Annotated in this window: 17 protein-coding genes and 2 pseudogenes; 12 read left to right on the top strand and 7 right to left on the bottom strand. The window is 71.2% G+C overall.

Annotated elements, in window-relative coordinates; all coding sequences use genetic code 11:
• The first annotated feature begins 12 nt into the window (after nt 1–12).
• The 3 genes from ACY0PA_RS16815 (at nt 13) to ACY0PA_RS16805 (ending at nt 4,379) form a co-directional block, all read left to right on the top strand.
• Nucleotides 13–597, top strand: a complete 585-nt coding sequence (locus ACY0PA_RS16815; protein WP_406106576.1) for a hypothetical protein — start codon at nt 13–15, stop codon at nt 595–597.
• Nucleotides 598–652: 55 nt separating this feature from the next.
• Nucleotides 653–2,956 carry an SF1B family DNA helicase RecD2 gene (gene recD2, locus ACY0PA_RS16810; protein WP_473085381.1) on the top strand — a complete coding sequence of 768 codons (2,304 nt, stop codon included), beginning with the start codon at nt 653–655 and terminating at the stop codon, nt 2,954–2,956.
• Between the two features lie 133 nt (nt 2,957–3,089).
• Nucleotides 3,090–4,379, top strand: a complete 1,290-nt coding sequence (locus ACY0PA_RS16805; RefSeq protein ID WP_473085380.1) for a citrate synthase — start codon at nt 3,090–3,092, stop codon at nt 4,377–4,379.
• A 632-nt stretch (nt 4,380–5,011) separates the two neighbouring features.
• On the opposite strand, the pseudogene ACY0PA_RS16800 reads toward ACY0PA_RS16805, so the two are convergent.
• Together ACY0PA_RS16800 and ACY0PA_RS16795 are read right to left on the bottom strand one after the other, a co-directional pair.
• Nucleotides 5,012–5,982 (bottom strand): annotated as a pseudogene (locus tag ACY0PA_RS16800) (HAD-IC family P-type ATPase); the annotation flags it as partial.
• 68 nt (nt 5,983–6,050) lie between these two features.
• Nucleotides 6,051–6,368, bottom strand: coding sequence for a heavy-metal-associated domain-containing protein (locus ACY0PA_RS16795; RefSeq protein ID WP_473085379.1), 318 nt, complete (start codon nt 6,366–6,368; stop codon nt 6,051–6,053).
• 217 nt (nt 6,369–6,585) lie between these two features.
• On the opposite strand from ACY0PA_RS16795, the gene ACY0PA_RS16790 reads away from it, so the two are divergent.
• Nucleotides 6,586–7,620 (top strand): zinc-dependent alcohol dehydrogenase family protein, encoded by a 1,035-nt coding sequence (locus ACY0PA_RS16790; protein WP_473085378.1) that lies wholly within the window; start codon nt 6,586–6,588, stop codon nt 7,618–7,620.
• A 16-nt stretch (nt 7,621–7,636) separates the two neighbouring features.
• Here ACY0PA_RS16790 and ACY0PA_RS16785 read toward each other — a convergent pair whose 3' ends face one another.
• The 3 genes from ACY0PA_RS16785 to ACY0PA_RS16775 all read right to left on the bottom strand — a co-directional run bounded on the left by ACY0PA_RS16785 (nt 7,637) and on the right by ACY0PA_RS16775 (nt 9,684).
• A complete protein-coding gene (locus tag ACY0PA_RS16785) occupies nt 7,637–8,218 on the bottom strand; it encodes a GNAT family N-acetyltransferase (protein WP_473085377.1) in 582 nt (193 codons plus the stop codon).
• A gap of 103 nt (nt 8,219–8,321) precedes the next feature.
• Nucleotides 8,322–8,519 (bottom strand): helix-turn-helix transcriptional regulator, encoded by a 198-nt coding sequence (locus ACY0PA_RS16780; RefSeq protein WP_473085376.1) that lies wholly within the window; start codon nt 8,517–8,519, stop codon nt 8,322–8,324.
• Between the two features lie 262 nt (nt 8,520–8,781).
• Nucleotides 8,782–9,684 (bottom strand): sugar phosphate isomerase/epimerase family protein, encoded by a 903-nt coding sequence (locus tag ACY0PA_RS16775; protein ID WP_383084893.1) that lies wholly within the window; start codon nt 9,682–9,684, stop codon nt 8,782–8,784.
• 142 nt (nt 9,685–9,826) lie between these two features.
• Between ACY0PA_RS16775 and iolC the strand changes: the two genes are divergently transcribed.
• The 8 genes from iolC (at nt 9,827) to ACY0PA_RS16735 (ending at nt 21,797) form a co-directional block, all read left to right on the top strand.
• Nucleotides 9,827–10,810, top strand: coding sequence for a 5-dehydro-2-deoxygluconokinase (gene iolC / locus ACY0PA_RS16770; protein ID WP_473085375.1), 984 nt, complete (start codon nt 9,827–9,829; stop codon nt 10,808–10,810).
• Between the two features lie 62 nt (nt 10,811–10,872).
• Complete coding sequence (locus ACY0PA_RS16765) at nt 10,873–11,760, top strand: Cgl0159 family (beta/alpha)8-fold protein (RefSeq protein WP_473085374.1); 888 nt, start codon at nt 10,873–10,875, stop codon at nt 11,758–11,760.
• Between the two features lie 30 nt (nt 11,761–11,790).
• A complete protein-coding gene (gene iolB, locus ACY0PA_RS16760; RefSeq protein ID WP_473086338.1) occupies nt 11,791–12,600 on the top strand; it encodes a 5-deoxy-glucuronate isomerase in 810 nt (269 codons plus the stop codon).
• Nucleotides 12,597–14,465, top strand: coding sequence for a 3D-(3,5/4)-trihydroxycyclohexane-1,2-dione acylhydrolase (decyclizing) (gene iolD, locus ACY0PA_RS16755; protein ID WP_473085373.1), 1,869 nt, complete (start codon nt 12,597–12,599; stop codon nt 14,463–14,465). The genes iolB and iolD overlap by 4 nt, the downstream gene beginning before the upstream one ends.
• Before the next feature lie 42 nt (nt 14,466–14,507).
• Nucleotides 14,508–16,019, top strand: coding sequence for a CoA-acylating methylmalonate-semialdehyde dehydrogenase (mmsA, locus tag ACY0PA_RS16750; RefSeq protein WP_473085372.1), 1,512 nt, complete (start codon nt 14,508–14,510; stop codon nt 16,017–16,019).
• Nucleotides 16,020–16,504: 485 nt separating this feature from the next.
• Complete coding sequence (locus ACY0PA_RS16745) at nt 16,505–17,941, top strand: APC family permease (RefSeq protein WP_473085371.1); 1,437 nt, start codon at nt 16,505–16,507, stop codon at nt 17,939–17,941.
• A gap of 203 nt (nt 17,942–18,144) precedes the next feature.
• A complete protein-coding gene (locus ACY0PA_RS16740) occupies nt 18,145–20,928 on the top strand; it encodes an alpha/beta fold hydrolase (RefSeq protein WP_473085370.1) in 2,784 nt (927 codons plus the stop codon).
• A complete protein-coding gene (locus tag ACY0PA_RS16735) occupies nt 20,925–21,797 on the top strand; it encodes an ABC transporter permease (protein ID WP_473085369.1) in 873 nt (290 codons plus the stop codon). The genes ACY0PA_RS16740 and ACY0PA_RS16735 overlap by 4 nt, the downstream gene beginning before the upstream one ends.
• Before the next feature lie 49 nt (nt 21,798–21,846).
• On the opposite strand, the gene ACY0PA_RS16730 is transcribed toward ACY0PA_RS16735, so the two are convergent.
• Both ACY0PA_RS16730 and ACY0PA_RS16725 read right to left on the bottom strand, forming a co-directional pair.
• The gene (locus tag ACY0PA_RS16730; protein ID WP_473085368.1) at nt 21,847–22,809 is read right to left on the bottom strand and encodes an aldo/keto reductase; all 963 of its coding nucleotides are present in this window, start codon (nt 22,807–22,809) and stop codon (nt 21,847–21,849) included.
• A 37-nt stretch (nt 22,810–22,846) separates the two neighbouring features.
• Nucleotides 22,847–23,171 (bottom strand): annotated as a pseudogene (locus ACY0PA_RS16725) (SCP2 sterol-binding domain-containing protein); the annotation flags it as partial.
• Between the last annotated feature and the right edge of the window lie 249 nt (nt 23,172–23,420).

Here is a 23,420-nt window from a genome sequence, read left to right as displayed (position 1 = left end):
GGGCACACGCCCGTGAACCACGCACAGCTCACCGCGCTCGGCCGGGCCCTGCGCCTCCTCGGCGAGCACGGCGAGGGCCTCAGCACCGACACGCCCGACAGCAAGCTGCACGAGATGCGCGCGGACGTGAAGCGCGCGCTGGACCTCGTCGAGGACTCCGTCACGGGCGACGCGCCCACCACCCGCTGCCCGGAGCACCCGACGGGCCCCGTCGACGAGAACGCGCAGGACCTGTGCCTCCTCTGCGAGACCCGCCGCCGAGTCGCCCGCCGCTCCGAGATCAACGGCGCGTACCCCGCCAGACCCCGGCAGGGCGAGGCCGCGGACGCCCCGTCGATGTCGCGGTACGGCATCCGGGAGGACCGCCCGCAGCCCCAGCAGCGCTGGCTCCCCGAGAAGTGGAACGGCCAGGTGTGGCAGCTGTGCGGCACCCCGCGGCACGACCGCAGGGAGGCCGAGCACTATCTCGCGGCCCAGCGCAGGGAGCCCCGCGCGGCCTCGGCGTACCGCCTGGTCCACGCCTTCACGGACTACGAGGTGGTGCGGGTCTGGGGCACGCCCGTCAAGGTGGACATCGAACCCATGGGCGGCCTGTAGTCCGTCATCAGGGCACCGCTCCCCGGGTGTCCGACCCCACCGGTACGGTCGCCTCATGCCGAACCCAGGGATGGCGGTGATCGAGGGGGTCCTCGAGCGGATCACCTACGCCAACGAGGAGAGCGGGTACACGGTCGCCCGCGTGGACACCGGACGCGGTGGCGGCGATCTGCTCACCGTCGTCGGCGCGCTGCTCGGCGCGCAGGCCGGCGAGTCGCTGCGCATGGAGGGCCGCTGGGGCTCCCACCCGCAGTACGGCAAGCAGTTCACCGTGGAGAACTACACGACGGTCCTGCCCGCCACCATCCAGGGCATCCGCCGCTATCTCGGCTCCGGCCTGGTCAAGGGCATCGGCCCGGTCTTCGCCGACCGGATCACCCGTCACTTCGGCCTGGACACCCTCGACATCATCGAGCAGGAGCCGAAGCGCCTGATCGAGGTGCCGGGCCTCGGCCCCAAGCGCACGAAGAAGATCGCCGACGCCTGGGAGGAGCAGAAGGCCATCAAGGAAGTGATGGTCTTCCTCCAGAGCGTGGAGGTGTCCACGTCGATCGCGGTGCGCATCTACAAGAAGTACGGCGACGCGTCGATCTCCGTCGTCAAGAACCAGCCCTACCGGCTCGCCTCTGACGTCTGGGGCATCGGCTTCCTCACCGCCGACCGCATCGCGCAGTCCGTCGGCATCCCGCACGACAGCCCGGAGCGCGTCAAGGCGGGCCTGCAGTACGCCCTTTCGCAGTCCACCGACCAGGGGCACTGCTTCCTGCCGGAGGAGCAGCTGATCTCCGACGCGGTCAAGCTCCTCCAGGTCGACACGGGCCTGGTCATCGACTGCCTGGGCGAGCTGGCGGGCGAGGAGGAGGGCGTCGTACGGGAGCGGGTGCCGGGCCCGGAAGGCGGGGAGGAGCTGGTGACCGCGGTCTATCTCGTCCCCTTCCACCGCGCCGAACTCTCCCTGTCCGCCCAGCTGTTGCGCCTCCTGCGCACCGACGAGGACCGGATGCCGGCGTTCCGGGACGTCGCGTGGGACAAGGCCCTGACCTGGCTCGCGGGGCGTACGGGGGCCGAGCTCGCGCCCGAGCAGGAGGAGGCGGTGAAGCTCGCCCTGACGCAGAAGGTCGCCGTCCTCACCGGGGGGCCCGGCTGCGGCAAGTCGTTCACGGTCCGCTCGATCGTCGAACTGGCCCGCGCCAAGCGGGCGAAGGTCGTCCTCGCCGCCCCCACGGGCCGCGCCGCCAAGCGCCTGGCCGAGCTGACGGGCGCGGAGGCGTCCACGGTCCACCGCCTGCTCGAACTCAAGCCCGGCGGTGACGCGGCGTACGACAGGGACCGGCCGCTCGACGCCGACCTAGTCGTGGTCGACGAGGCGTCAATGCTGGATCTCCTGCTGGCCAACAAGCTGGTCAAGGCCGTGCCGCCGGGCGCCCATCTGCTCTTCGTGGGCGACGTCGACCAGTTGCCGAGCGTCGGCGCGGGCGAAGTGCTGCGCGACCTGCTCGGTGACGGCAGCCCGGTCCCCGCGGTCCGCCTCACCCGCATCTTCCGCCAGGCCCAGGAGTCCGGCGTCGTCACGAACGCGCACCGCATCAACGCGGGTCAGCACCCGCTCACCCAGGGCCTCAAGGACTTCTTCCTGTTCGCGGAGGAGGACACGGAGGAGGCGGGCCGGCTCACCGTCGATGTCGCCGCCCGCCGCATCCCCGCCAAGTTCGGCCTCGACCCGCGGCGCGACGTCCAGGTCCTCGCCCCGATGCACCGCGGGCCGGCCGGTGCCGGCACCCTCAACGGCCTGCTCCAGCAAGCCGTCACGCCCGCCCGCCCCGACCTCCCCGAGAAGCGCTTCGGCGGCCGGGTCTTCCGCGTGGGCGACAAAGTCACCCAGATCAGGAACAACTACGAGAAGGGGGTGAACGGCGTCTTCAACGGCACCGTCGGCGTCGTCACCTCCCTCGACGCGGACGAGCAGCGGCTGACCGTACTCACCGACGAGGACGAGGAAGTCGTATACGAATTCGATGAGCTGGACGAGCTGGCTCACGCGTATGCGGTGACGATCCATCGCTCCCAGGGAAGTGAGTACCCGTGCGTCGTGATCCCGGTCACGACCGGCGCCTGGATGATGCTGCAGAGGAACCTCCTCTATACGGCGGTCACTCGGGCCAAGAAGCTGGTGGTGCTCGTCGGTTCACGCAAAGCGCTCGGCCAGGCGGTGCGCACGGTCTCCGCGGGAAGGCGTTGCACAGCGCTCCGTTTCCGGCTCTCCGGGGGCACATCCTTCGGTTTGGTAACTTTCGATCGATCAAATAAGTCGGAAACGTCACACGGGGTTTCCGGAAGCGGGGCGAAGGGGGCAGGATGAGCAGGTTGGCGGCACTCAGTGCCGCGAATAGGCCCAATGGTCGACCCCGAGTGCACTCTGCTGGGCCAAGTGGGGGATGGTAGAGACAGTCAGGGCACCTCGAAGAAGAGGCACTACGTCGGTGAGGGATGACGTGAGCGACAACTCTGTAGTACTGCGGTACGGCGATGGCGAGTACACCTACCCGGTGATCGACAGCACCGTCGGCGACAAGGGCTTCGACATCGGGAAGCTCCGGGCCCAGACAGGTCTGGTGACCCTCGACAGCGGATACGGCAACACCGCCGCCTATAAATCCGCGATCACCTATCTCGACGGTGAGCAGGGCATCCTCCGGTACCGCGGCTACCCGATCGAGCAGCTGGCCGAGCGTTCCACCTTCACCGAGGTGGCCTACCTGCTGATCAACGGCGAGCTTCCGACCGTCGACGAGCTCTCCACTTTCAAGAACGAGATCACCGGGCACACGCTGCTCCACGAGGACGTCAAGCGGTTCTTCGACGGCTTCCCGCGTGACGCCCACCCGATGGCGATGCTGTCCTCCGTGGTCAGCGCCCTGTCGACGTTCTACCAGGACAGCCACAACCCGTTCGACGAGCAGCAGCGCCACCTGTCGACGATCCGGCTGCTCGCCAAGCTGCCGACCATCGCGGCGTACGCGTACAAGAAGTCGATCGGCCACCCGTTCGTCTACCCGCGCAACGACCTCGGTTACGTCGAGAACTTCCTGCGTATGACGTTCTCCGTGCCGGCGCAGGAGTACGACCTCGACCCGGTCGTCGTCGCCGCGCTCGAAAAGCTGCTCATTCTGCACGCGGACCACGAGCAGAACTGTTCGACGTCCACCGTGCGTCTGGTCGGCTCCTCGCAGGCGAACATGTTCGCCTCGATCTCCGCCGGTATCTCCGCGCTGTGGGGCCCGCTGCACGGCGGCGCCAACCAGTCGGTCCTGGAGATGCTCGAGGGCATCCAGGCCAACGGCGGCGATGTCGACACCTTCATCCGCAAGGTGAAGAACAAGGAGGACGGCGTCCGCCTGATGGGCTTCGGCCACCGGGTGTACAAGTCCTTCGACCCGCGCGCCAAGATCATCAAGGCCGCGGCGCACGATGTCCTCTCGGCCCTCGGCAAGTCCGACGAGCTGCTCGACATCGCGCTCAAGCTGGAGGAGCACGCGCTCTCCGACGAGTACTTCGTCTCGCGCAACCTCTACCCGAACGTCGACTTCTACACGGGCCTCATCTACCGGGCCATGGGCTTCCCGACCGAGATGTTCACGGTCCTGTTCGCCCTCGGCCGGCTGCCGGGCTGGATCGCCCAGTGGCACGAGATGATCAAGGAGCCGGGATCGCGCATCGGCCGCCCGCGCCAGATCTACACCGGCGAGGTCCTGCGTGACTTCGTCCCCGTAGAGGCCCGCTGATCCTCGGCCGGGGGTCCGGGGGTTGTCCTCCGGGTCAGCACAGCACCGGCGAGGTCCTGCGCGACTTCGTCCCGGTCGAGGGTCGCTGAGACCTCACACCGCACCCCCCGCGCTGCGTGACCGCACACCACGCAGCGCACCCCGGAGCCCTGTCGGCTCCGTAGAAACGGAAAAGCGGAAAGCGCCCCGCTGCCAGTCCCCCCACGGGCCGGCAGTCGGGGCGCTTTCCTTTGTCCCGGTGCGGATTCCCCCCACGGGATCCGTCCGGGCGTCTGCGGTGCGGTCTGCCGGGACGCGTACACGGGAGGGCCGCTCAAGCTCTCCGTGGCACGTGTCCCGGCCAACGCAGTCGGGTCCGTCCCCCAAGACGGCCCCGGTCAACACAGAAACGCCCCCCAAGACGTTCCTGCATCGCCTCCTTAGACTCACGAGGACCTCACATGGTTACGTTCGGATCACTGTGATCTGCGTCTCTTGCATATGTCCTGATCGTGCGCAAGAGACCCCATATGTAGATCGAGGTTCGGACGTGAGAATGCTGCGGTTGTGATGTGAGGCGAATGTGAAGACCCCTTGATGATGGGCCAGAGCAGGGGCGATGTGAAGTCCTTCCAGAAAAAGGACCCTCACCTTCAGGAAAACATCCGCAGCCGGAGGCTGTTCGTCACCACGAAGACCGACGAGAACGCCATCGCGGCGCCCGCGATCATCGGGTTCAGGAACCCCGCGGCGGCCAGCGGCAGCGCCGCCACGTTGTAGCCGAACGCCCAGAAGAGGTTGCCCTTGATGGTCGCGAGGGTGCGGCGGGAGAGCCGGATCGCGTCGGCGGCCACGCGCAGGTCCGCGCGCACCAGCGTCAGGTCGCCCGCCTCGATCGCGGCGTCCGTGCCGATGCCCATCGCGAGCCCCAGGTCGGCGGTGGCGAGCGCCGCCGCGTCGTTGACGCCGTCACCGACCATGGCGACGGTGCGCCCCTCGGCCTTCAGGCGCCGGATCACGTCGACCTTCTCCTGTGGCAGGACCTCCGCGTAGGCGGCGTCCTGGGCGATCCCGACGGCCCGCGCCACGGACTCGGCGACGATCCGGTTGTCGCCGGTCAGGAGCACCGGAGTGAGGCCCAGCGCGCGCAGTTCCGCGACGGCCTGGGCGCTCGTCGGGCGAACCGCGTCGGCGACCGTGATGCCACCCCGTGCCACCCCGTGCCACCCCGTGCCACCCCGTCCCACGCGACGGCGACGGCGGTACGGCCCGCGGCCTCGGCGGCGGTCTTGGTGGCGGTCTTGGCGGCGGCGAGTGCGGGAGGCAGGGCGATCCCGTGCTCGGCGAGGAGCCGCTCCCGGCCGACGAGCACGTCGTGCCGGTCCACCACGCCGCGGACACCGAGCCCGGCGAGCGCGGTGAAGCGGCTGACGGCGGGCAGCGCTCCGGCCCGGTCGGCGGCGCCTTCCGCGACGGCACGGGCGACGGGGTGCTCGGAGGCGTGCTCCGCGGCCCCGGCCAGCCGCAGCAACGTCTTCTCCTCGATGCCCTCGGCGGCGTACGCGTCCTGGAGCGTCATCCGGCCACTCGTCACCGTGCCGGTCTTGTCGAGTACGACGGTGTCGCGCACGACGAACCGGTCGCCAGGCCTCAGCCGCCCGACCGGTACGCGCACCTCCGCTCTCTGAAGTCTCAGGCCCTGCCGGCCAGCTCGTAGCCCGCCTCGTCGACGGCGGCCCGGACTTCCTCCTCGTCGAGGGGTGCCGCGGAGACCACGGTCACCTGTCCCGTGGAGGCCACGGCCTTCACCGACATGACGCCCGCCAGCCCCGAGACCTCGTCCGACACCGCGCCCTCGCAGTGGCCACAGGTCATGCCGGTCACCTGGTACACGGTGGTGACGGCTCCCTCGGCGCTCCCGGCGGCGTCCGAGTGGCAGGAACCGCTGGGCGAGCAGCAGGAACCGGACGACTCGGTGCCGATCTGGGGGAGCTCGCTCTGGGCGCTCATGTCGTTCTCCTTGTCGAAGGCCGCGTGCGTCCCGGACTGCGCAGGCGTGCGGCGTACCGTGCGAGTGAGGCGCCGGGGCATCCCCGGGACCTCCTGACGCTCACGACTGTATACCCCTAGGGGGTACTTCTCCAAGAGCGGCCGTAGCGGGCGAGTGACCGTACCCGTACGTTCGTCCGGTCGGGTGACGGCTGGTCGGAAGTGAGGCACGAGGGCGATGCGGGCTGTGGTGTTCGAGAAGTTCGGGGAGCGGGCCGAGGTCCGGGAGGTGCCCGATCCGGTGCCCCCGCCGCACGGCGTCGTCGTACGGGTCGAGGCGACGGGCCTGTGCCGCAGCGACTGGCACGGCTGGATGGGCCACGACCCCGACATCCGGCTGCCGCACGTCCCCGGGCACGAACTCGCCGGAGTGATCGAGGCGGTGGGCGCCGACGTACCGGACCGGCGGCCGGGCGACCGGGTCACCGTCCCGTTCGTGTGCGCCTGCGGCACCTGCGCGTCCTGCGCGGCCGGCGACCACCAGGTGTGCGAGCGCCAGACCCAGCCCGGCTTCACGCACTGGGGCTCCTTCGCCGAGTACGTCGCCCTGGACCACGCCGCCGTGAACCTGGTGGACGTACCGGACGAGCTGTCGTTCGCGACGGCGGCGGGGCTCGGCTGCCGCTTCGCGACCGCGTTCCGCGCCGTCGTCGCGCAGGGCCGGGTGGCCGCCGGTGAGTGGGTCGCCGTGCACGGGTGCGGAGGCGTCGGCCTGTCCGCCGTGATGATCGCGGCGGCGAGCGGGGCGCGGGTCGTCGCGGTCGACGTCTCGCCCGCCGCACTGGACCTCGCCCGCACCTTCGGCGCCGCCCACTGCCTGAACGCCTCCGAGGTGCCCGATGTGGCCGCCGCCGTACGGGAGTTGACCGGCGGCGGCGCGCACCTGTCGCTCGACGCGCTCGGCTCACCGCTCACGTGCGCCGCCTCGGTGGGCGGCCTGCGGCGCCGGGGCCGCCATGTGCAGGTCGGCCTGCTGCCGCAGGACCCGGTCGTCCCCATGAGCCGGGTGATCGGCCTCGAACTCGAACTCCTCGGCAGCCACGGAATGGCGGCGCACGCCTATCCGCAGATGCTGGAGACGGTCCGCGCCGGGGCACTGCGCCCGGAGCTCCTGGTCACCTCCACGATCACCCTGGACGCGGCACCCGCAGCGCTCGAAGCGATGGGTACGACGCCGGGCGCGGGCGTGACGATCATCGAGCCGTGGGCCTGAGCCCTCTGACTCCTGGTCAGGGCCGCCCGCCGTGCTCCGCCCACTCCGGGGCCAGTACCGACATCAGTGTCTGGTCGTACCACTGGCCGTCGCGCAGTACCGACTGCCGGGCCACGCCTTCCTCGACGAAGCCCGCCTTCTCGTAGACGCGGCGGGCCCGGTGGTTGTGGCTGAAGAGGTCCAGGGCGATGCGGTGCAGGCCCAGGCTCTCGAAGCCGTGGCCCACGATGAGGCGGACCGCCTCGGTGCCGAGGCCCCGGCCGCGGCCCTCGGGGCCGACGAGCGTGCGGAACGTGCAGCTGCGGTGGACCGGGTCCCAGTCGTACAGGACGACCTCACCGACGAGCCGGCCCGTGGCGCGGTCGGTCACCGCGAGGTCGAGGCGGTCGGGCTGCGCGGAGCGTGAGCCGTACCAGGCGCGCAGGGAGTCCAGGGTGAGCTCGTTCGACGGGTCCCCGGTGAAGTGGCGTACCTCCGGGTCGTCGATGATCTCGGCCATCGTGTCCGCGTCCGCGGCGGTGAACGGCCGCAGGACGGTTTTCTCGCCGGTCAGCACCGGCTTGACGGAGAAGCCGGTAACCAGGGGTTCTTGGGTCATCCGGGGATTGTCCGCAGGGCCGGCCGCGCGCGGCAATCGAATAGCGCGGGCGCCTCCCCGCACGGTGGCATGCGTGCGGGGCGGCGCCGGTGCGGTGGGGTGGTCACTGATTGAGGCCGCGGTTACGGGGGCGGGAGGCGACCCAGGCGTGGACGGTGTCCACGTACCAGTACGGCTTTCCCGCCTCCACGTGGTCCGGCGGGGGCAGCAGACCATGCTTGCGGTACGAGCGCACGGTGTCCGGCTGAACCCGGATGTGCGCGGCGATGTCCTTGTACGACCAGAGCCTTCGGTCGGTCATCTGTGGCTCCTTGCTGCGGGTGCCGCAGCGGCGGCTCGGATGGCCGTCGGGGGAGCTGCGGCGCGAAACGCTGGCGATCAGTCAGCCTGTGCCCGGACAACGACCCGCCCAGAGCGGAGGCGAGGGGCTGTCGACGGGGTGTGACGCAAGACCCGCGTATCCGGGACATGTGTGACAGGAAGAGGGTGTTTGTGACGCGAGTGACGCATTCGCGGCGCATGGACGGTGCGTACGCGGGGGTGATCGGCCCCCTGAAGAATCCCTACACCCCGCACGACCTCAGATAACCCCTGGTGCGGCGGGCGATGGGCAGCGGGCGGTCCGGCTCGCACGGGTACATGTCCTGCTCGACGATCGCGAAGAGGTCGACGTCCAGACGCTGGGCCGCCGCGATGACCGGCTCCAACGCGGGTTCCCCGGCCGGGGGTTCGCACATCACGCCGCGCGCCACGGCGGGCCCGAACGGGATCCCGCCCGCGCGGACTTCGGCGAGCACGGCCGGGTCGACCTGCTTGAGGTGGAGGTAGCCGATGCGCTCGCCGTACGTCTCGATGAGCTTGACGCTGTCGCCCCCGCAGTACGCGTAGTGGCCCGTGTCGAGGCAGAGCGAGACGAGGTCCTGGTCCGTGGAGTCGAGGAAGCGGGCGACGTTCTCCTCGGAGTCGATGTGCGTGTCGGCGTGCGGGTGGACGACGGTCCGCAGGCCGTACCGCTCGCGGACCTCGTGGGCGAGCCGCTCGGTCTGCGTGGTCAGGTCGCGCCACTGCGCCGCGGTGAGCGAGGAGTCCTCGATGACCTCGCCCGTCTTGTCGTCGCGCCAGAACGCGGGGATGACGACGAGATGCCCGGCGCCGGTCGCGCGCGTGAGGTCCGCGATGGCCGAGACGTGCTCCCATGTCGCGTCCCAGACGCCGGGGCCGCGGTGCAGGCCCGTGAAGACGGTGCCCGCCGAGACCTTCAGGCCGCGCCGTCCCGTCTCCTCGGCGAGCACGGCCGGGTCCGTGGGCAGATAGCCGTACGGGCCGAGCTCGATCCACTCGTAGCCCGCTTCGGCCACCTCGTCGAGAAAGCGCCGCCAGGGGACTTGGCGGGGGTCGTCGGGAAACCACACGCCCCAGGAGTCGGGTGCCGAGCCGATGCGGATACGGGGTGACATCGTCGTCATGGAGCCAGCCTTCAGGGCGCCGCGGACGAGTGTCAAGACGTGGTCCGAATGTCCGGACAAAATGTTGACAGGGTCTTGTGGCAGGGCTAGACCTGAGCCTGAGACCGCCGAAGGGGCCCGCGCCCCGCCGAAGGGAATCCGTATGCAGCCCAGTCCCGGCGAGCCGTACGACCTCATCACGATGGGCCGGATCGGCGTGGACCTCTATCCGTTGCGGACGGGCGTGCCGCTGGCGGAGGTGGACACGTTCGGGAAGTTCCTGGGCGGTTCGTCGTCGAACGTCGCGGTGGCCGCCGCCCGGCTCGGGCGCCGCACGGCGACGGTCACCCGCACCGGGGCGGATCCCTTCGGGGAGTATCTCCACCGGCAGCTGCGGGAGTTCGGCGTCGACGACCGCTGGGTCACCCCCGTGCCGGGCCTGCCGACGCCCGTCACCTTCTGCGAGGTCTTCCCGCCGGACGACTTCCCGCTCTACTTCTACCGCCTGCCCAAGGCGCCCGATCTGGAGATCCACGCCGCCGAACTCGACCTGGACGCCCTCAGGGCGGCCCGCGTGTTCTGGATGACGGGGACCGGGCTGAGCCAGGAGCCGAGCCGTTCGGCGACTCTGGCCGCGCTCGCGCACCGGGCGAAGGCGGGCATCACCGTCTTCGACCTCGACTGGCGGCCGACGCTTTGGGGAGACGCGGCCTGGGAGGACCCCGAACAGGCGAGGCCCCACTACACCGAGGCCCTGCGCCACGCGACCGTCGCCGTCGGCAACATCGACGAGGTCGAGATCGCCACCGGCGAGCGCGAACCGGCGGCTGCGGCCCGGGCGCTGCTCGCCGCCGGGGTGCGCCTCGCCGTCGTCAAGCAAGGGCCCAAGGGCGTACTCGCCATGAGTGAGGACGGCGGTTACGCGGAGGTGCCGCCGCTGCCCGTCGACGTCCTCAACGGACTGGGCGCGGGCGACGCGTTCGGTGGCGCCCTGTGCCACGGGCTGCTCGCCGGCTGGGAGTTGGAGCAGGTCATGCGGTACGCGAACGCGGCGGGCGCGATCGTCGCGTCCCGCCTCGAATGCTCGTCGGCGATGCCCACCCCCGAAGAGGTAGAGGCCGCACTCACGGCGGGAGAGGTCCGATGAGCCGTGCGGGCAAGGTCGGCGGAAGCAGCCCGGGGCACGTTCCCGAGCGGAGCGGCCGGGGCGTGAGCGTCGATCCGCTGAAGCTGGTGCGGCTGCGGGCCCACCATCCCGAGGCCGTCGCCGAGGCGGCGGCGCGGCGGGCGCGCAGGCCGCTGATCACGCACGACGCCGGGCGCCTCCTGATCGTCGCCGCCGACCACCCCGCGCGCGGCGCCCTCGCCGTGGGGGAGCGGCCCTTCGCCATGGCCGACCGCGCCGACCTCCTCGGACGGCTCTGCCTCGCCCTGTCGCGGCCCCGCGTCGACGGGGTGCTCGCCACCGCCGACATCCTCGACGACCTGCTCCTGCTGGGCGCGCTCGACGGCAAGGTCGTCCTCGGCTCGATGAACCGCGGCGGGCTCGCCGGGGCCTCCTTCGAACTCGACGACCGGTTCACCGGACACCGGCCCGCGGACCTGCACCGGCTGCGATTCGACGCCGGCAAGCTGCTCCTGCGTATCGACTACGACGACCCGGGCTCGCTGCGCACCATGGAGTCCGCGGCCCGCGCCGTCGACGCGATGGCGGAGCTTCGCCTGCCCGTGTTCGTCGAGCCGTTCCTGTGCCGGCGCGACTCTGCGCGCGGGACCCTGCGCAGTGACCTGAGCGCGGAGGCCGTCACCACGTCCATCGCCATCGCCTCCGGCCTCGGCGGCAGCTCCGCGTACACCTGGCTCAAGGTGCCCGTCACCGACAACCCCGACGACATGGCGCGCGTCATGGAGACCTCGACGCTGCCCGCGGTGCTGCTCGGCGGCGATGTGGGGGACGACCAGGACGCGGCGTACGAGAAGTGGCGGCACGCGCTCCAACTGCCCACCGTTCAGGGCCTGGTGGTGGGGCGCTCGCTGCTCTACCCGGCCGACGGGGATGTGGCGGGCGCGGTCGACACCGCCGCGTCGCTGCTGTAGGAGGAGACGGTGACGAACGCGAAGGACCCCATGAACCCGTACCTGCCGCGGGGGAGCGCCTCCGACGGGCCCTACGCCCTGGCCGTCGGCCCCGAGCGGGCCGGCTGGTCCCGTGCGGGGCTGCGAGTGATCGAACTGGGGCCCGGACAAACGCACGATCTGGACACCGGCGAGAGTGAATGGATCGTGCTGCCCCTGACAGGTGGTTGCACGGTGCGTACGCAAGGCCGGATCATCGAACTGCTGGGCCGGGAGAGCGTGTTCGGCGGGGTCAGCGACTTCGCGTACGTGCCCCGCGACGCCCATGCGCAGATCGCCTCCGGCGCGGGAGGCCGCTTCGCCCTGGCAGGAGCGAAGTGCGAGCGTCAGCTCCCCGCCCGCTACGGCCCCGCGCCGGAGGTTCCCGTCGAGCACCGAGGCTCCGGCACCAGCGCCCGCCAGGTGCGGGGCTTCGCAGCGGCCGGCGCCTTCGAGTGCGACCAGCTCATCGCCGTGGAGGTGATCACGCCCGGCGGCAACTGGTCCTCGTACCCGCCCCACAAGCACGACGAGCACCGGCCGGGCGTCGAGAGCGAGCTGGAGGAGATCTACTACTTCGAGATCGAGGGGCCCGGCGGGTACGGGTACCAGCGCGTCTCGCCGTCCAGGCCCGGCGGCACCGACCTGCTCGCCGAGGTCCGTACGGGCGACGCGGTCCTCGTCCCCGACGGGTGGCACGGCCCGTCGATCGCGCAGCCGGGGCACACGATGTACTACCTGAACGTGATGGCGGGACCGGGCGAGGAACGGGAGTGGCGGATCTGCTTCCACCCCGATCACCTGACGGAGGCATACCGATGACGCGGCTCACCACAGCACAGGCGCTCGTGCGGTTCCTGTCCCGGCAGTACACCGAGCGGGACGGCGAGCGGCGCCGCCTGATCGACGCGACCTGGGGCATCTTCGGGCACGGGAACGTCGCCGGGATCGGCCAGGCCCTCCTGGAGTACGCCGACGACATGCCCTACCACCAGGGCCGCAACGAACAGGCCATGGTGCACGCGGCCGTCGGCTTCGCCCGGCAGAGCGGCCGGCTCTCGGCGCAGGCCGTGACCACGTCGATCGGGCCCGGCGCCACCAACCTCGTCACCGGCGCCGCGCTCGCCACCATCAACCACCTGCCCGTCCTGCTGCTGCCCGGCGACACCTTCGCGACCCGGCCCGCGGACCCCGTCCTCCAGCAGCTCGAAGTCCCTTACGCGGGCGACGTGTCCGTCAACGACTGCCTGCGCCCCGTCTCCCGCTACTTCGACCGGATCACCCGGCCCGAGGCACTGATCCCCGCGGCTCTCGCCGCGATGCGCGTCCTCGCCGACCCGGTCGACACGGGCGCGGTCACGCTCGCGCTGCCGCAGGACGTGCAGGCCGAGGCGTACGACTGGCCCGACGCGTTCTTCGACGAGCGGGTGTGGGGCGTGCGCAGGCCCGCGCCCGACCCGCGCGAGCTGGACGAAGCCGTCCGCGCGGTGCGCGCCGCGCGCAGGCCGCTGCTCGTCGCGGGCGGCGGCGTCCACCACAGCCGCGCCGAGGAGGCGCTGAAGGAGTTCGCCGACGCGACCGGCATCCCCGTCGCGTCCACCCAGGCCGGCAAGGGCTCCCTGCGCTGGGACCACCCCGCGGACGTCGGCGGCGTCGGCCACACCGGCACCGCGACCGCGAACGAACTCGCCCGCACCGCCGACCTCGTCATCGGCGTCGGCACCCGCTACACCGACTTCACGACCGCGTCCGGCACCCTCTTCGGCGGCGGCTCCGTGCGCTTCCTCAACCTCAACATCGCGGCCTTCGACAGCCACAAGATGGCGGGCCTGCCCCTGGTCGCGGACGCACGCACGGGTCTGGAGGAGCTCACGGCCGGGCTCCGCGGCCACCGCACCGAACCCTCCTACGTCATGGAGTACACCGACGACAAGGAGCGCTGGGAGTACCGCGTCGACGCCTGCTTCACGACCGACGACGATCTGGTGCACCCGACCCAGCCGCAGGTGCTCGGCGCGCTCGACGAACTCGTCACCGAGGACGACATCCTGATCAACGCGGCCGGTTCACTCCCCGGTGACCTGCACAAACTGTGGCGCGCGCGGTCCCGTGACCAGTACCACGTCGAGTACGGCTACTCCTGCATGGGCTACGAGATCCCGGCCGCGATCGGCGTGGCGCTCGCCGCGCCGGGCCGCCCGGTGTGGGCGCTCGTCGGCGACGGCACGTATCTGATGATGCCGACCGAGATCGTCACCGCCGTCCAGGAGAACATTCCGGTCAAATTGGTACTCCTGCAGAACCACGGGTACGCGTCCATCGGCGGGCTCTCGGCCTCCGTGGGCGGCGAGGGGTTCGGTACGGGCTACCGCTTCCCGGCCGCCGACGGCACGTACACGGGCGCTCCGCTGCCCGTCGACCTCGCGGCCAACGCGGCCAGCCTCGGCATGACGGTGCTGCGCGCGAAAACCGTCCGCGATCTGCGGGAAGCCCTCGCGGCGGCGCGCGCGGCGGACGGCCCCACATGTGTCTACGTGGAGACCGAAACGGCAGACACAGTGTCGGGCGCGCCCCCCGCCCAGGCGTGGTGGGATGTGCCCGTGGCCGAGACAGCGACGCGACCGTCGGCGGTCAAGGCCCGCGAGGAGTACGACCGCCACGTCACCGCCCGGCGCCGTCGGCTGTGAAACACCCGGAACACCCGTAGGACCCCAAAGGAGCTTGCCCTCATGACGACCGACGTCAAGACCGTCAACCACTGGATCGGCGGGAAGACCGTCGAGGGTGTCTCGGGCAATTACGGCCCGGTCACCGACCCCGCGACCGGCGCTGTCACGACGCAGGTCGCCTTTGCCGACATCGACGAGGTCGACGCCGCGGTCGCCTCGGCCAAGGCCGCGTACGCGACGTGGGGCACCTCGTCCCTCGCCAAGCGCACCGCGATCCTCTTCAAGTTCCGCGCCCTTCTCGACGCCAACCGCGACGCGATCGCCGAGCTGATCACGGCCGAGCACGGCAAGGTCCACTCGGACGCGCTCGGCGAGGTCGCCCGCGGCCTGGAGATCGTCGACCTGGCCTGCGGCATCACCGTGCAGCTGAAGGGCGAGCTGTCCACCGAGGTCGCCTCGCGCGTCGACGTGTCGTCGATCCGCCAGCCGCTCGGCGTCGTCGCCGGCATCACGCCGTTCAACTTCCCGGCCATGGTGCCGATGTGGATGTTCCCGCTCGCCATCGCCTGCGGCAACACCTTCGTGCTGAAGCCGTCGGAGAAGGACCCGTCGGCGTCCATGAAGATCGCCGAGCTGCTCTCCGAGGCCGGTCTGCCCGACGGCGTCTTCAACGTCCTGCACGGTGACAAGGTCGCCGTGGACCGCCTCCTGGAGCACCCGGACGTCGCGGCCGTCTCCTTCGTGGGCTCGACCCCGATCGCCCGCCACATCCACACCACCGCCTCCGCCAACGGCAAGCGCGTGCAGGCGCTCGGCGGCGCCAAGAACCACATGCTGGTCCTGCCCGACGCCGACCTGGACGCCGCCGCCGACGCGGCGGTCTCCGCCGCGTACGGCTCCGCGGGCGAGCGCTGCATGGCCATCTCGGCCGTCGTGGCCGTGGGCTCCGTCGCCGACGAGCTCGTCGCCAGGATCAAGGACCGCGCCGAGAAGATCAAGATCGGCCCCGGCAACGACCCGACCTCGGAGATGGGCCCGCTCATCACCGCCGCGCACCGCGACAAGGTGGCGTCCTACGTCACCGGCGCCGCGGCCGAGGGCTGCGAGGTCGTCCTCGACGGCACCGGCTTGCGCGTAGAGGGCCACGAGGACGGCCACTGGATCGGCCTCTCCCTGCTCGACCGCGTCCCCACGACCGCCAAGGCGTACCGGGACGAGATCTTCGGCCCGGTCCTGTGCGTCCTGCGCGTCGACACGTACGAGGAGGGCGTGGCGCTCATGAACGCCTCGCCTTTCGGCAACGGCACCGCGATCTTCACCCGGGACGGCGGCGCCGCCCGCCGCTTCCAGCTGGAGATCGAGGCGGGCATGGTCGGCGTGAACGTGCCGATCCCGGTCCCGGTGGGCTACCACTCCTTCGGTGGCTGGAAGGACTCGCTCTTCGGCGACCACCACATCTACGGCAACGACGGCACGCACTTCTACACCCGCGGCAAGGTCGTCACCACGCGCTGGCCCGACCCGTCCGACGCCCCCGCGGGCGTGGACCTGGGCTTCCCGCGCAACCACTGAGGTCACAGCAGTACCAGGTGTCCCGGCCGCTGTGCAGCGCGGCCGGGGCACCTCTGTGTGCACCTCGTATATGCACCTCTGTATGTGCCTCTGTATGTGCCCGGGGCGCCGGGAGAGTGTCCGGAGTGCGGACAGATTCGGACGGACTTCGGGGCGGGGGCTGCGGTTCCCGTACGTAGGGGATGTATCGGATGTCCCAGCCGAAGCCGTCTGTTCACCTGAGAAAGCAAGGTCATTAATCCGAGCTACCTGATGGAATCCATCTGTTGCGTCGAACCGGCTTGGAAGTGGCCGTAGTTGGATCAAGAGCCCGGTGCGGAATCCGCAGCTAAACGGCCGTTGACGTTCCGGATTTCGCAGGGTGCAATGACGCGCCGGGAGCGGATGAACAACCCCCCATCGCGACAGCCCTTCGGAGGCGATAGCGCTCCCGGCCCGAGTATCGGAAACATCTGCCGCACGAGTCGATCGGAACCGCTCCCTCAATGTCCGACACGCTTCGCACCAGCCCCACGACCGTCGCCGAGGAGCCCCTCGCTCCCCTCGGCAACACGGCCAGTCCCCAGAAGCTCAAGCGTTCCATCGGCGTCGTCGGCGGCACCCTGCTCACGCTCTCGTGCGTGACGCCCGCCTCCACGCTCTTCGTGGTCGTCCCCGACCTCTTCTCCTCGCTCGGCACCGCCACCGCGCTCACCATCGGGATCGGCTCGCTGCTCTGCATAGCCGTCGCGTTCTGCTACTCGGAGCTGGGCACCCTCATCCCCAGTGCGGGCGGCGAGTACGCCATGGTGTCGACGCTCGCGGGCCGCCTCGCCGGCTGGCTCGTCTTCGTGCTCTCGCTGCTCGTCGTCATGATCGTGCCGCCCGTCATCGCGATGGGCACCGCGGACTACCTGGCCCCGCTCGTGCACCTGCCCGCCGCCGGCGCCGGAGCGGGCGTCATGCTCCTCGCCACCCTCGCGGGCCTGCTCGACCTGCGCGCCAATGCCTGGATCACCGGCATCTTCCTCGTCCTCGAGGTCATCGCCGCCGGAGTCGTCGCCGTCCTCGGCTTCTCGCACTCCGAGCGCGGCGCCGGATCCCTCGTCGACCTGCACGTCACCGGGGCGGGCGGCCACACCGACACCGTCACCGCAATGCTGATCATCTCCGGGCTCGCCATCGCCCTCTTCATCACGCAGGGCTTCTCGACCGCGGTCTACCTCTCCGAGGAGCTGGAGAACCCGCGCCGCAACGTGGCCCGCACGGTGCTCCTGACCCTCGCCATCTCCACCGTGGTCATCCTGGTGCCGGTCGTCGCCATCACCATGGGCGCCCCCGACCTCGCCACCCTCACCAGCGGCGACATCAGCGGCATGGTCGAGGCCTGGTCCAACTCCGCCGTCGGCACGTTCGTCAGCCTCTGCGTCGCCCTCGCGATCATCAACGCGGGCATCGTCATGGTCATCCAGAACTCCCGCGTCCTGTTCGCCTCCGCCCGCGACAAGTCCTGGCCCGAGCCGGTCAACAACGCGCTCTCCAAGCTCGGCCGCTTCGGCTCCCCGTGGGTCGCGACCCTCGTCGTGGGCGTGCCCGGCGCGGCCCTGTGCTTCGTCAACCTCGACACCCTGTACGGCGTGACCGGCGTCTCCGTCACCGGCATGTACCTCCTGGTCGCCGTCGCCGCCCTGCTCGCCCGCCGCGGCTCCCACCGCGACCAGCCGGCCTGGCGCATGCCGCTGTGGCCCGCGGTGCCGGTGGTCCTGATCGCCGTACTCGCCTACATCCTCAGCCAGCAGGAGGTCTCCTACCTGCTGTGGACCGGTGGCATCACCGCCGTCGCCACCCTCTACTGGGCGCTCTACCTGCGGCCGCGCAAGGACACCCGCTGGCTGGTGTCGATCCCCGAGGACGAGCAGGACACGCAGGACGTTCAGGCCTGACCTCAACCGGCACGCAGGGGCGCGCGGGACCGGACTCTTCCGGGGCCGCGCGCCCTTTCGCGTGGCCGGGACCGGGGCCTCGCGTCATGACGCTTCGTACCACGAGCGGTGTACACGGAGGCGGGACCCTACTCCTCAGGGAGGTCCGGCGGTTCAGACCGGGGGCTGCCCCCGTTGTCGGCAGTCGCCCGTACCGTTGACGCATGGATCTACGACTGACCGGTCCGCGGGCCAGGCAGCGGCGGTGGGCGGCCACCGCCGCTGCCGTCGTGGTGCTCGCGGGCGCCGGTCCATCGATGGCTACGGCCGCGGCCGCCTCGGACGACGCGCCCCCCGTGCAGCGCCGCGACACGATGATGGACACGGGCGGAGCCAGGATCGACACGTCGTACTTCACGACGCCCGGCTCCGAGCGCCGCCCCGCCGTCCTGCTCGCCCACGGCTTCGGCGGCAGCAAGGACGAGCTGCGCGCCCAGGCCGAGGACCTCGCCCGCGACGGATACGCCGTGCTGACCTGGTCGGCGCGCGGCTTCGGCCGCTCCACCGGCAAGATCGGGCTCAACGACCCGAAGGGCGAGGTCGCCGACGCGTCCCGGCTCATCGACTGGCTGGCGAAGCGGCCCGAGGTCCAGCTCGACAAGAAGGGCGACCCGCGCGTCGGCGTCACCGGCGCCTCGTACGGCGGCGCGGTCTCGCTGCTCGCCGCCGGATACGACGACCGGGTCGACGCCATCGCCCCGCAGATCACGTACTGGAACCTCGCCGACGCACTGTTCCCCCAGGGCGTCTACAAGAAGCTCTGGGCCGGGCTCTTCATCAACACCGGCGGCGGCTGCCACCGGTTCGAGCCGCAGCTGTGCCGCATGTACGAGCGGGTCGCCGAGGCCGGGAAGCCGGACACCGCGGCCCGCGCACTCCTCGAAGAACGCTCGCCGGTCGCCGTCGGCAAGCGCATCAAGGTGCCCACGCTCCTGACGCAGGGCCAGACCGACTCCCTGTTCCCGCTCGGCCAGGCCGACGCCGCCGCCAAGGCGATCCGGGCCAACGGCGCGCCCGTCGACGTCGACTGGATCGCGGGCGGGCACGACGGCGGAGACCGGGAGACCGGACGCGTCGAAGCCCGCGTCGACTCCTGGTTCGACCGCTATCTGAAGGACGACAAGGGCGCCGACACCGGCCCCGCCTTCCGCGTCACCCGCACCGGAGGCATCGACTCCACCGACGGCGCCGCCCAGCTGCGCGGCGCGAGCGGCGACACGTACCCGGGCCTCGCGAACGACCCCCGGCGCGTGCCCCTGACCGGGCGCGAGCAGCGCGTCACCAATCCCGCCGGCGCGAGCCCGCCCGCCATCTCGAACCTGCCGGGGCTCGGAGGCGGCGGAGGCGGTGGACTCGGCCAGCTGTCTTCCCTCGGCGTCGGCCTCTCCCTCGACTTCCCCGGGCAGTTCGCCCGCTTCGACTCGGCGCCCCTGCGCGACGACCTGCGCATCACCGGGTCCCCGAAGGTGACGGTGCACGTCGCCTCCGACAGCGACGACGCGGTTCTGTTCGGCAAGGTGTACGACGTCGGGCCGGGCGGCGGGTCCCAGCCCGTGCTGCCCTCCCAACTCGCCTCACCCATAAGGGTGGTGGGCTCCGGAGCGGACGGCGGCAAGGACGTCACCCTCACGCTCCCCGCCATCGACCACGAAGTGCAGAAGGGCCACCGGCTGCGCCTCGTCCTGTCCTCCACGGACCTCGGCTACGCGTCCCCGACGCACCCCGCCACGTACACCGTCTCCCTCAAGAGCGACCTGTCCGTGCCCACCGCCCCCGCCGTGCGGACGGCCGCCGCGCCGCTGCCCGCCTGGGTGTGGTGGCTGCCCCTCGCCGGCGTCCTGGCGGCGCTCGCCCTGCTGCTCACCGGCCGCCGCCGCGCGAGCGCGGGAGCCCCCGACCCGGACCTCGCCGAAGTCCCGCTCCAGATCACCGACCTGAGCAAGAAGTACGCGAAGTCCGCCGACCGGTACGCGGTCCGTGATCTGTCCTTCCGCGTGGACAAGGGCCAGGTCCTCGGCCTCCTCGGGCCGAACGGCGCGGGCAAGACCACGACCCTGCGCATGCTCATGGGCCTCATCAGGCCCGACGGCGGCGAGATCCGCGTCTTCGGGCACGCCATCAGGCCGGGTGCGCCCGTCCTGTCGCGGGTCGGCGCGTTCGTCGAGGGCGCGGGCTTCCTGCCGCACCTGTCCGGCCGCGAGAACCTGGAGCTGTACTGGGCGGCCACGGGCCGTCCCGCCGAGGGCGCCCACCTGGACGAGGCGCTGGAGATCGCCGGGCTCGGCGACGCCCTCGCCCGCGCGGTGCGCACCTACTCGCAGGGCATGCGCCAGCGGCTCGCCATCGCGCAGGCCATGCTGGGCATGCCGGACCTCCTCATCCTCGACGAGCCGACGAACGGCCTCGACCCGCCCCAGATCCGCGAGATGCGCGAGGTGATGATCCGGTACGCGGCAGCGGGCCGCACCGTCATCGTCTCCAGCCATCTCCTCGCCGAGGTCGAGCAGACCTGTACGCACCTGGTCGTGATGGACCGCGGGCGCCTGGTGCAGGCGGGCCCGGTCGCCGACATCATCGGCGCCGGCGACACGCTCCTGGTCGGCCTCGCGGCGGACATCTCCGACGCGCTGGTGGAGAAGGTGGAGGCGCTGCCCGACGTGGAGTCGGCGGCCCGCGCGGACGGCGGACTCCTGGTACGGCTCGCGGCTCCCGCGCACGCGGGCGTCCCGGCGACGGTTCCGGCGGCGGCTGCCACGGCGACCGCGGCGGCGACACCCGACGGTCCGGCACAGTCCGCGGCCCTCATGCCACCCTCCGCCGACCGGGAGACGGCCGCCGCCGGGCTCCTCGTCGAGCTGGTCCGTCTGGACGTGCCGGTCGCATCCCTCGGCCCGCACCGCCGCCTCGAAGACGCGTTCCTGACCCTGATCGGAGGCGAAGCCGGATGACCGCGCTCGTCGAGTCCACGGAGCCCAAAGAGGCTGCGCCCGGATACCGCGCGCGCCGCACCCTGCCCCTGCGGGTCGAGGCGGTACGCCAGCTGAAGCGGCGCCGCACGCTCGTCATGGGCGCCGTCCTCGCCCTGCTGCCGTTCGTCCTGACCGTCGCGTTCGCCATCGGCGGTGACCCGGGCGCGCGCAACGGCCAGGTGACGCTGATGGACACGGCCACCGCGTCCGGCGCCAACTTCGCCGCGACATGCCTGTTCGTCTCGGCCGGGTTCCTGCTGGTGATCCCCGTGGCTCTGTTCTGCGGCGACACGGTCGCCTCCGAGGCCGGCTGGTCCAGCCTGCGCTACCTCCTCGCGGCGCCCGTGCCCCGCGCCCGCCTCCTGTGGAGCAAGCTCACCGTCGCGCTCGCCCTCAGCCTCGCCGCGATGGTCCTGCTCCCCGTCGTCGCCCTCGGGGTCGGCACGGCCGCGTACGGCTGGGGCCCGCTGGAGATCCCGACCGGCGGCGCGCTCTCCGCGGGCACCGCGGCGCAGCGGCTGCTCGTCGTGATCGCGTACATCTTCGTGTCCCAACTGGTCACCGCGGGGCTCGCGTTCTGGCTGTCGACGAAGACGGACGCGCCGCTCGGCGCGGTCGGCGGCGCGGTCGGTCTCACCATCGTGGGCAATGTGCTCGACGCGGTGACGGCACTCGGCGACTGGCGCGACTTCCTGCCCGCGCACTGGCAGTTCGCGTGGGCGGACGCCATCCAGCCGCGCCCGGAGTGGGGCGGCATGATCCAGGGGACGGCTGTCTCGGTAACGTACGCCGTCATCCTGTTCGCCCTGGCCTTCAGGGGTTTCCGGCGCAAGGACATCGTCTCGTAGATCTCCGGACGATCACCTTCCGGCCTCGGCGGGCCCCTCCCCCGTCCCCCTAGGGGAGCGCCGCGCCCCGGGCCGTCACCCACAGCTCGTACCACTCCTCGTGGGTGAGTTCGGGGGCGCGGCGGGCGGCGTCGGCGCAGGCTCGGATGCGGGACGGGTTCGCGGTGCCGATGACCGGGGCGATGCGGGACGGGTGGCGCTGGAGCCACCAGAGGATGATCGTCTCCGGGGTGGTGTTCTTCTTCTCGGCGAGGTCGGCGACCAGGCGAGCCGTGGCGTACTCGGCGGGCGTCGCCTCGCGGCCCGTGTAACTGCCCTGGGCGAGCGGGCCCCACGCCTGGAGGCGGATCCCGTGCTCGGCGCAGTGTTCCAGGGTGCCGAGCGGGAAGCCGTTCGAGGCGGCCTCGGGCGTGTTCACCAGCACTCCCGCCTCCACCCAGTCCCGGCTCTTGAGGCTCATCTCCAGCTGGTTGGCGACGAGAGGGAAGTCCAGGTGGGACTGGAGGTGCGCGATCTGTTGGGCACTCATGTTGGAGACGCCGAAACTCCGTACGAGGCCCTGCTCCTGGAGCGAGGTGAGGGCCTTGGCGACATCGCCCGGGTCCGCCAGCGGGTCGGGGCGGTGCAGCAGCAGGACGTCGACGTGGTCGGTCCGCAGCCGGGCCAGACTCTCCTCGACGCACCGCACGATGCGGGCGCCGCGCAGGTCGTACACGCCCGGACGGTCGCCGTCGGCGAGGCGGATCCCGCACTTCGTCTGTACGGTGATGCGCCCGCGCAGCCCGGGCGTGCGGGCGAGCACCTCGCCGAACACGGCCTCGGCCTTGCCGTCGCGGTAGATGTCGGCGTGGTCGAACGCGGTGATGCCGCTGTCCAGGGCCGCCTGTACGGCGGCCTCGGCGGCGTCGATGTCGGAGGGCCGGAAGGGTGCGGAATCCCAGCTCCCGCCCAGCCCCATGCATCCGTAGATCAGCCGGTCCTGGTCGGTGTGCGCGTGTGGTGGTGTAGTCACACGGGCAGCGTAGGCCGCGGACTCGTAGGCCGCGGACTCACGGCTTGGGGATGTCGAAGTAGCGGTTGAGGCCCGCGACGAGCGCGGCATCGCCGGTGATCCTGACCTTGCGCATCATGAACATCATGACGGGGCTCAGATTGCCCGAGACCAGCTTCAGGAAGTCCGCGTCGCCCATGGCGAGCGTGACGCGGGGCGTGGCGTCCGAGCGGCCCTCGGTGACCGTGCAGGCCCCGTCCGCGATCGCCGTCTCCGTACACGGCCTCTTCCTGGTCACCGGCGCTCGTGACCGCCCAGCGGATCAGCGCCTGGAGCGAGCCCGCCGTCTCCGGCTTGAACTGCCGCTCCATGCGCGCGAAGACTGGAAGGCGAGTTCACCGAGGACAACGGGCTGCTCACGCCCTCCCGGAAGATCAAGCGGAATGCGGTCGCGGCCGCGTACGAGCGGGAGATCGAGGCCCTCTACCGGGTAAATGAGTTCGGCGGGCGCCGAAGGAATCTCCGGAGAGGACGGGGGTTCGTTACCGAATGAGCGTCGCAGCGGCGCATGGAAGTGTGATGGTGGGGGAATTTAACAGCGATAAAAGCGTCTTCGTATTCCTGTGGACGGC

The sequence above is a fragment of the Streptomyces sp. DS1-CR2 genome (genome assembly GCF_055760475.1).
Note: the sequence above shows the minus strand (reverse complement) of the source record. Positions and strands in the feature narration are given on the sequence as shown.

Coding starts and splice junctions, on each gene's coding strand:
- recD2 (WP_473085381.1), top strand. CDS start 653: ATGCCGAACCCAGGGATGGCGGTGATCGAGGGGGTCCTCGAGCGGATC.
- ACY0PA_RS16795 (WP_473085379.1), bottom strand. CDS start 6,368: ATGAGCGCCCAGAGCGAGCTCCCCCAGATCGGCACCGAGTCGTCCGGT.
- ACY0PA_RS16790 (WP_473085378.1), top strand. CDS start 6,586: ATGCGGGCTGTGGTGTTCGAGAAGTTCGGGGAGCGGGCCGAGGTCCGG.
- ACY0PA_RS16785 (WP_473085377.1), bottom strand. CDS start 8,218: ATGACCCAAGAACCCCTGGTTACCGGCTTCTCCGTCAAGCCGGTGCTG.
- ACY0PA_RS16780 (WP_473085376.1), bottom strand. CDS start 8,519: ATGACCGACCGAAGGCTCTGGTCGTACAAGGACATCGCCGCGCACATC.
- ACY0PA_RS16775 (WP_383084893.1), bottom strand. CDS start 9,684: ATGACGACGATGTCACCCCGTATCCGCATCGGCTCGGCACCCGACTCC.
- iolC (WP_473085375.1), top strand. CDS start 9,827: ATGCAGCCCAGTCCCGGCGAGCCGTACGACCTCATCACGATGGGCCGG.
- iolB (WP_473086338.1), top strand. CDS start 11,791: ATGAACCCGTACCTGCCGCGGGGGAGCGCCTCCGACGGGCCCTACGCC.
- iolD (WP_473085373.1), top strand. CDS start 12,597: ATGACGCGGCTCACCACAGCACAGGCGCTCGTGCGGTTCCTGTCCCGG.
- mmsA (WP_473085372.1), top strand. CDS start 14,508: ATGACGACCGACGTCAAGACCGTCAACCACTGGATCGGCGGGAAGACC.
- ACY0PA_RS16745 (WP_473085371.1), top strand. CDS start 16,505: ATGTCCGACACGCTTCGCACCAGCCCCACGACCGTCGCCGAGGAGCCC.
- ACY0PA_RS16740 (WP_473085370.1), top strand. CDS start 18,145: ATGGATCTACGACTGACCGGTCCGCGGGCCAGGCAGCGGCGGTGGGCG.
- ACY0PA_RS16735 (WP_473085369.1), top strand. CDS start 20,925: ATGACCGCGCTCGTCGAGTCCACGGAGCCCAAAGAGGCTGCGCCCGGA.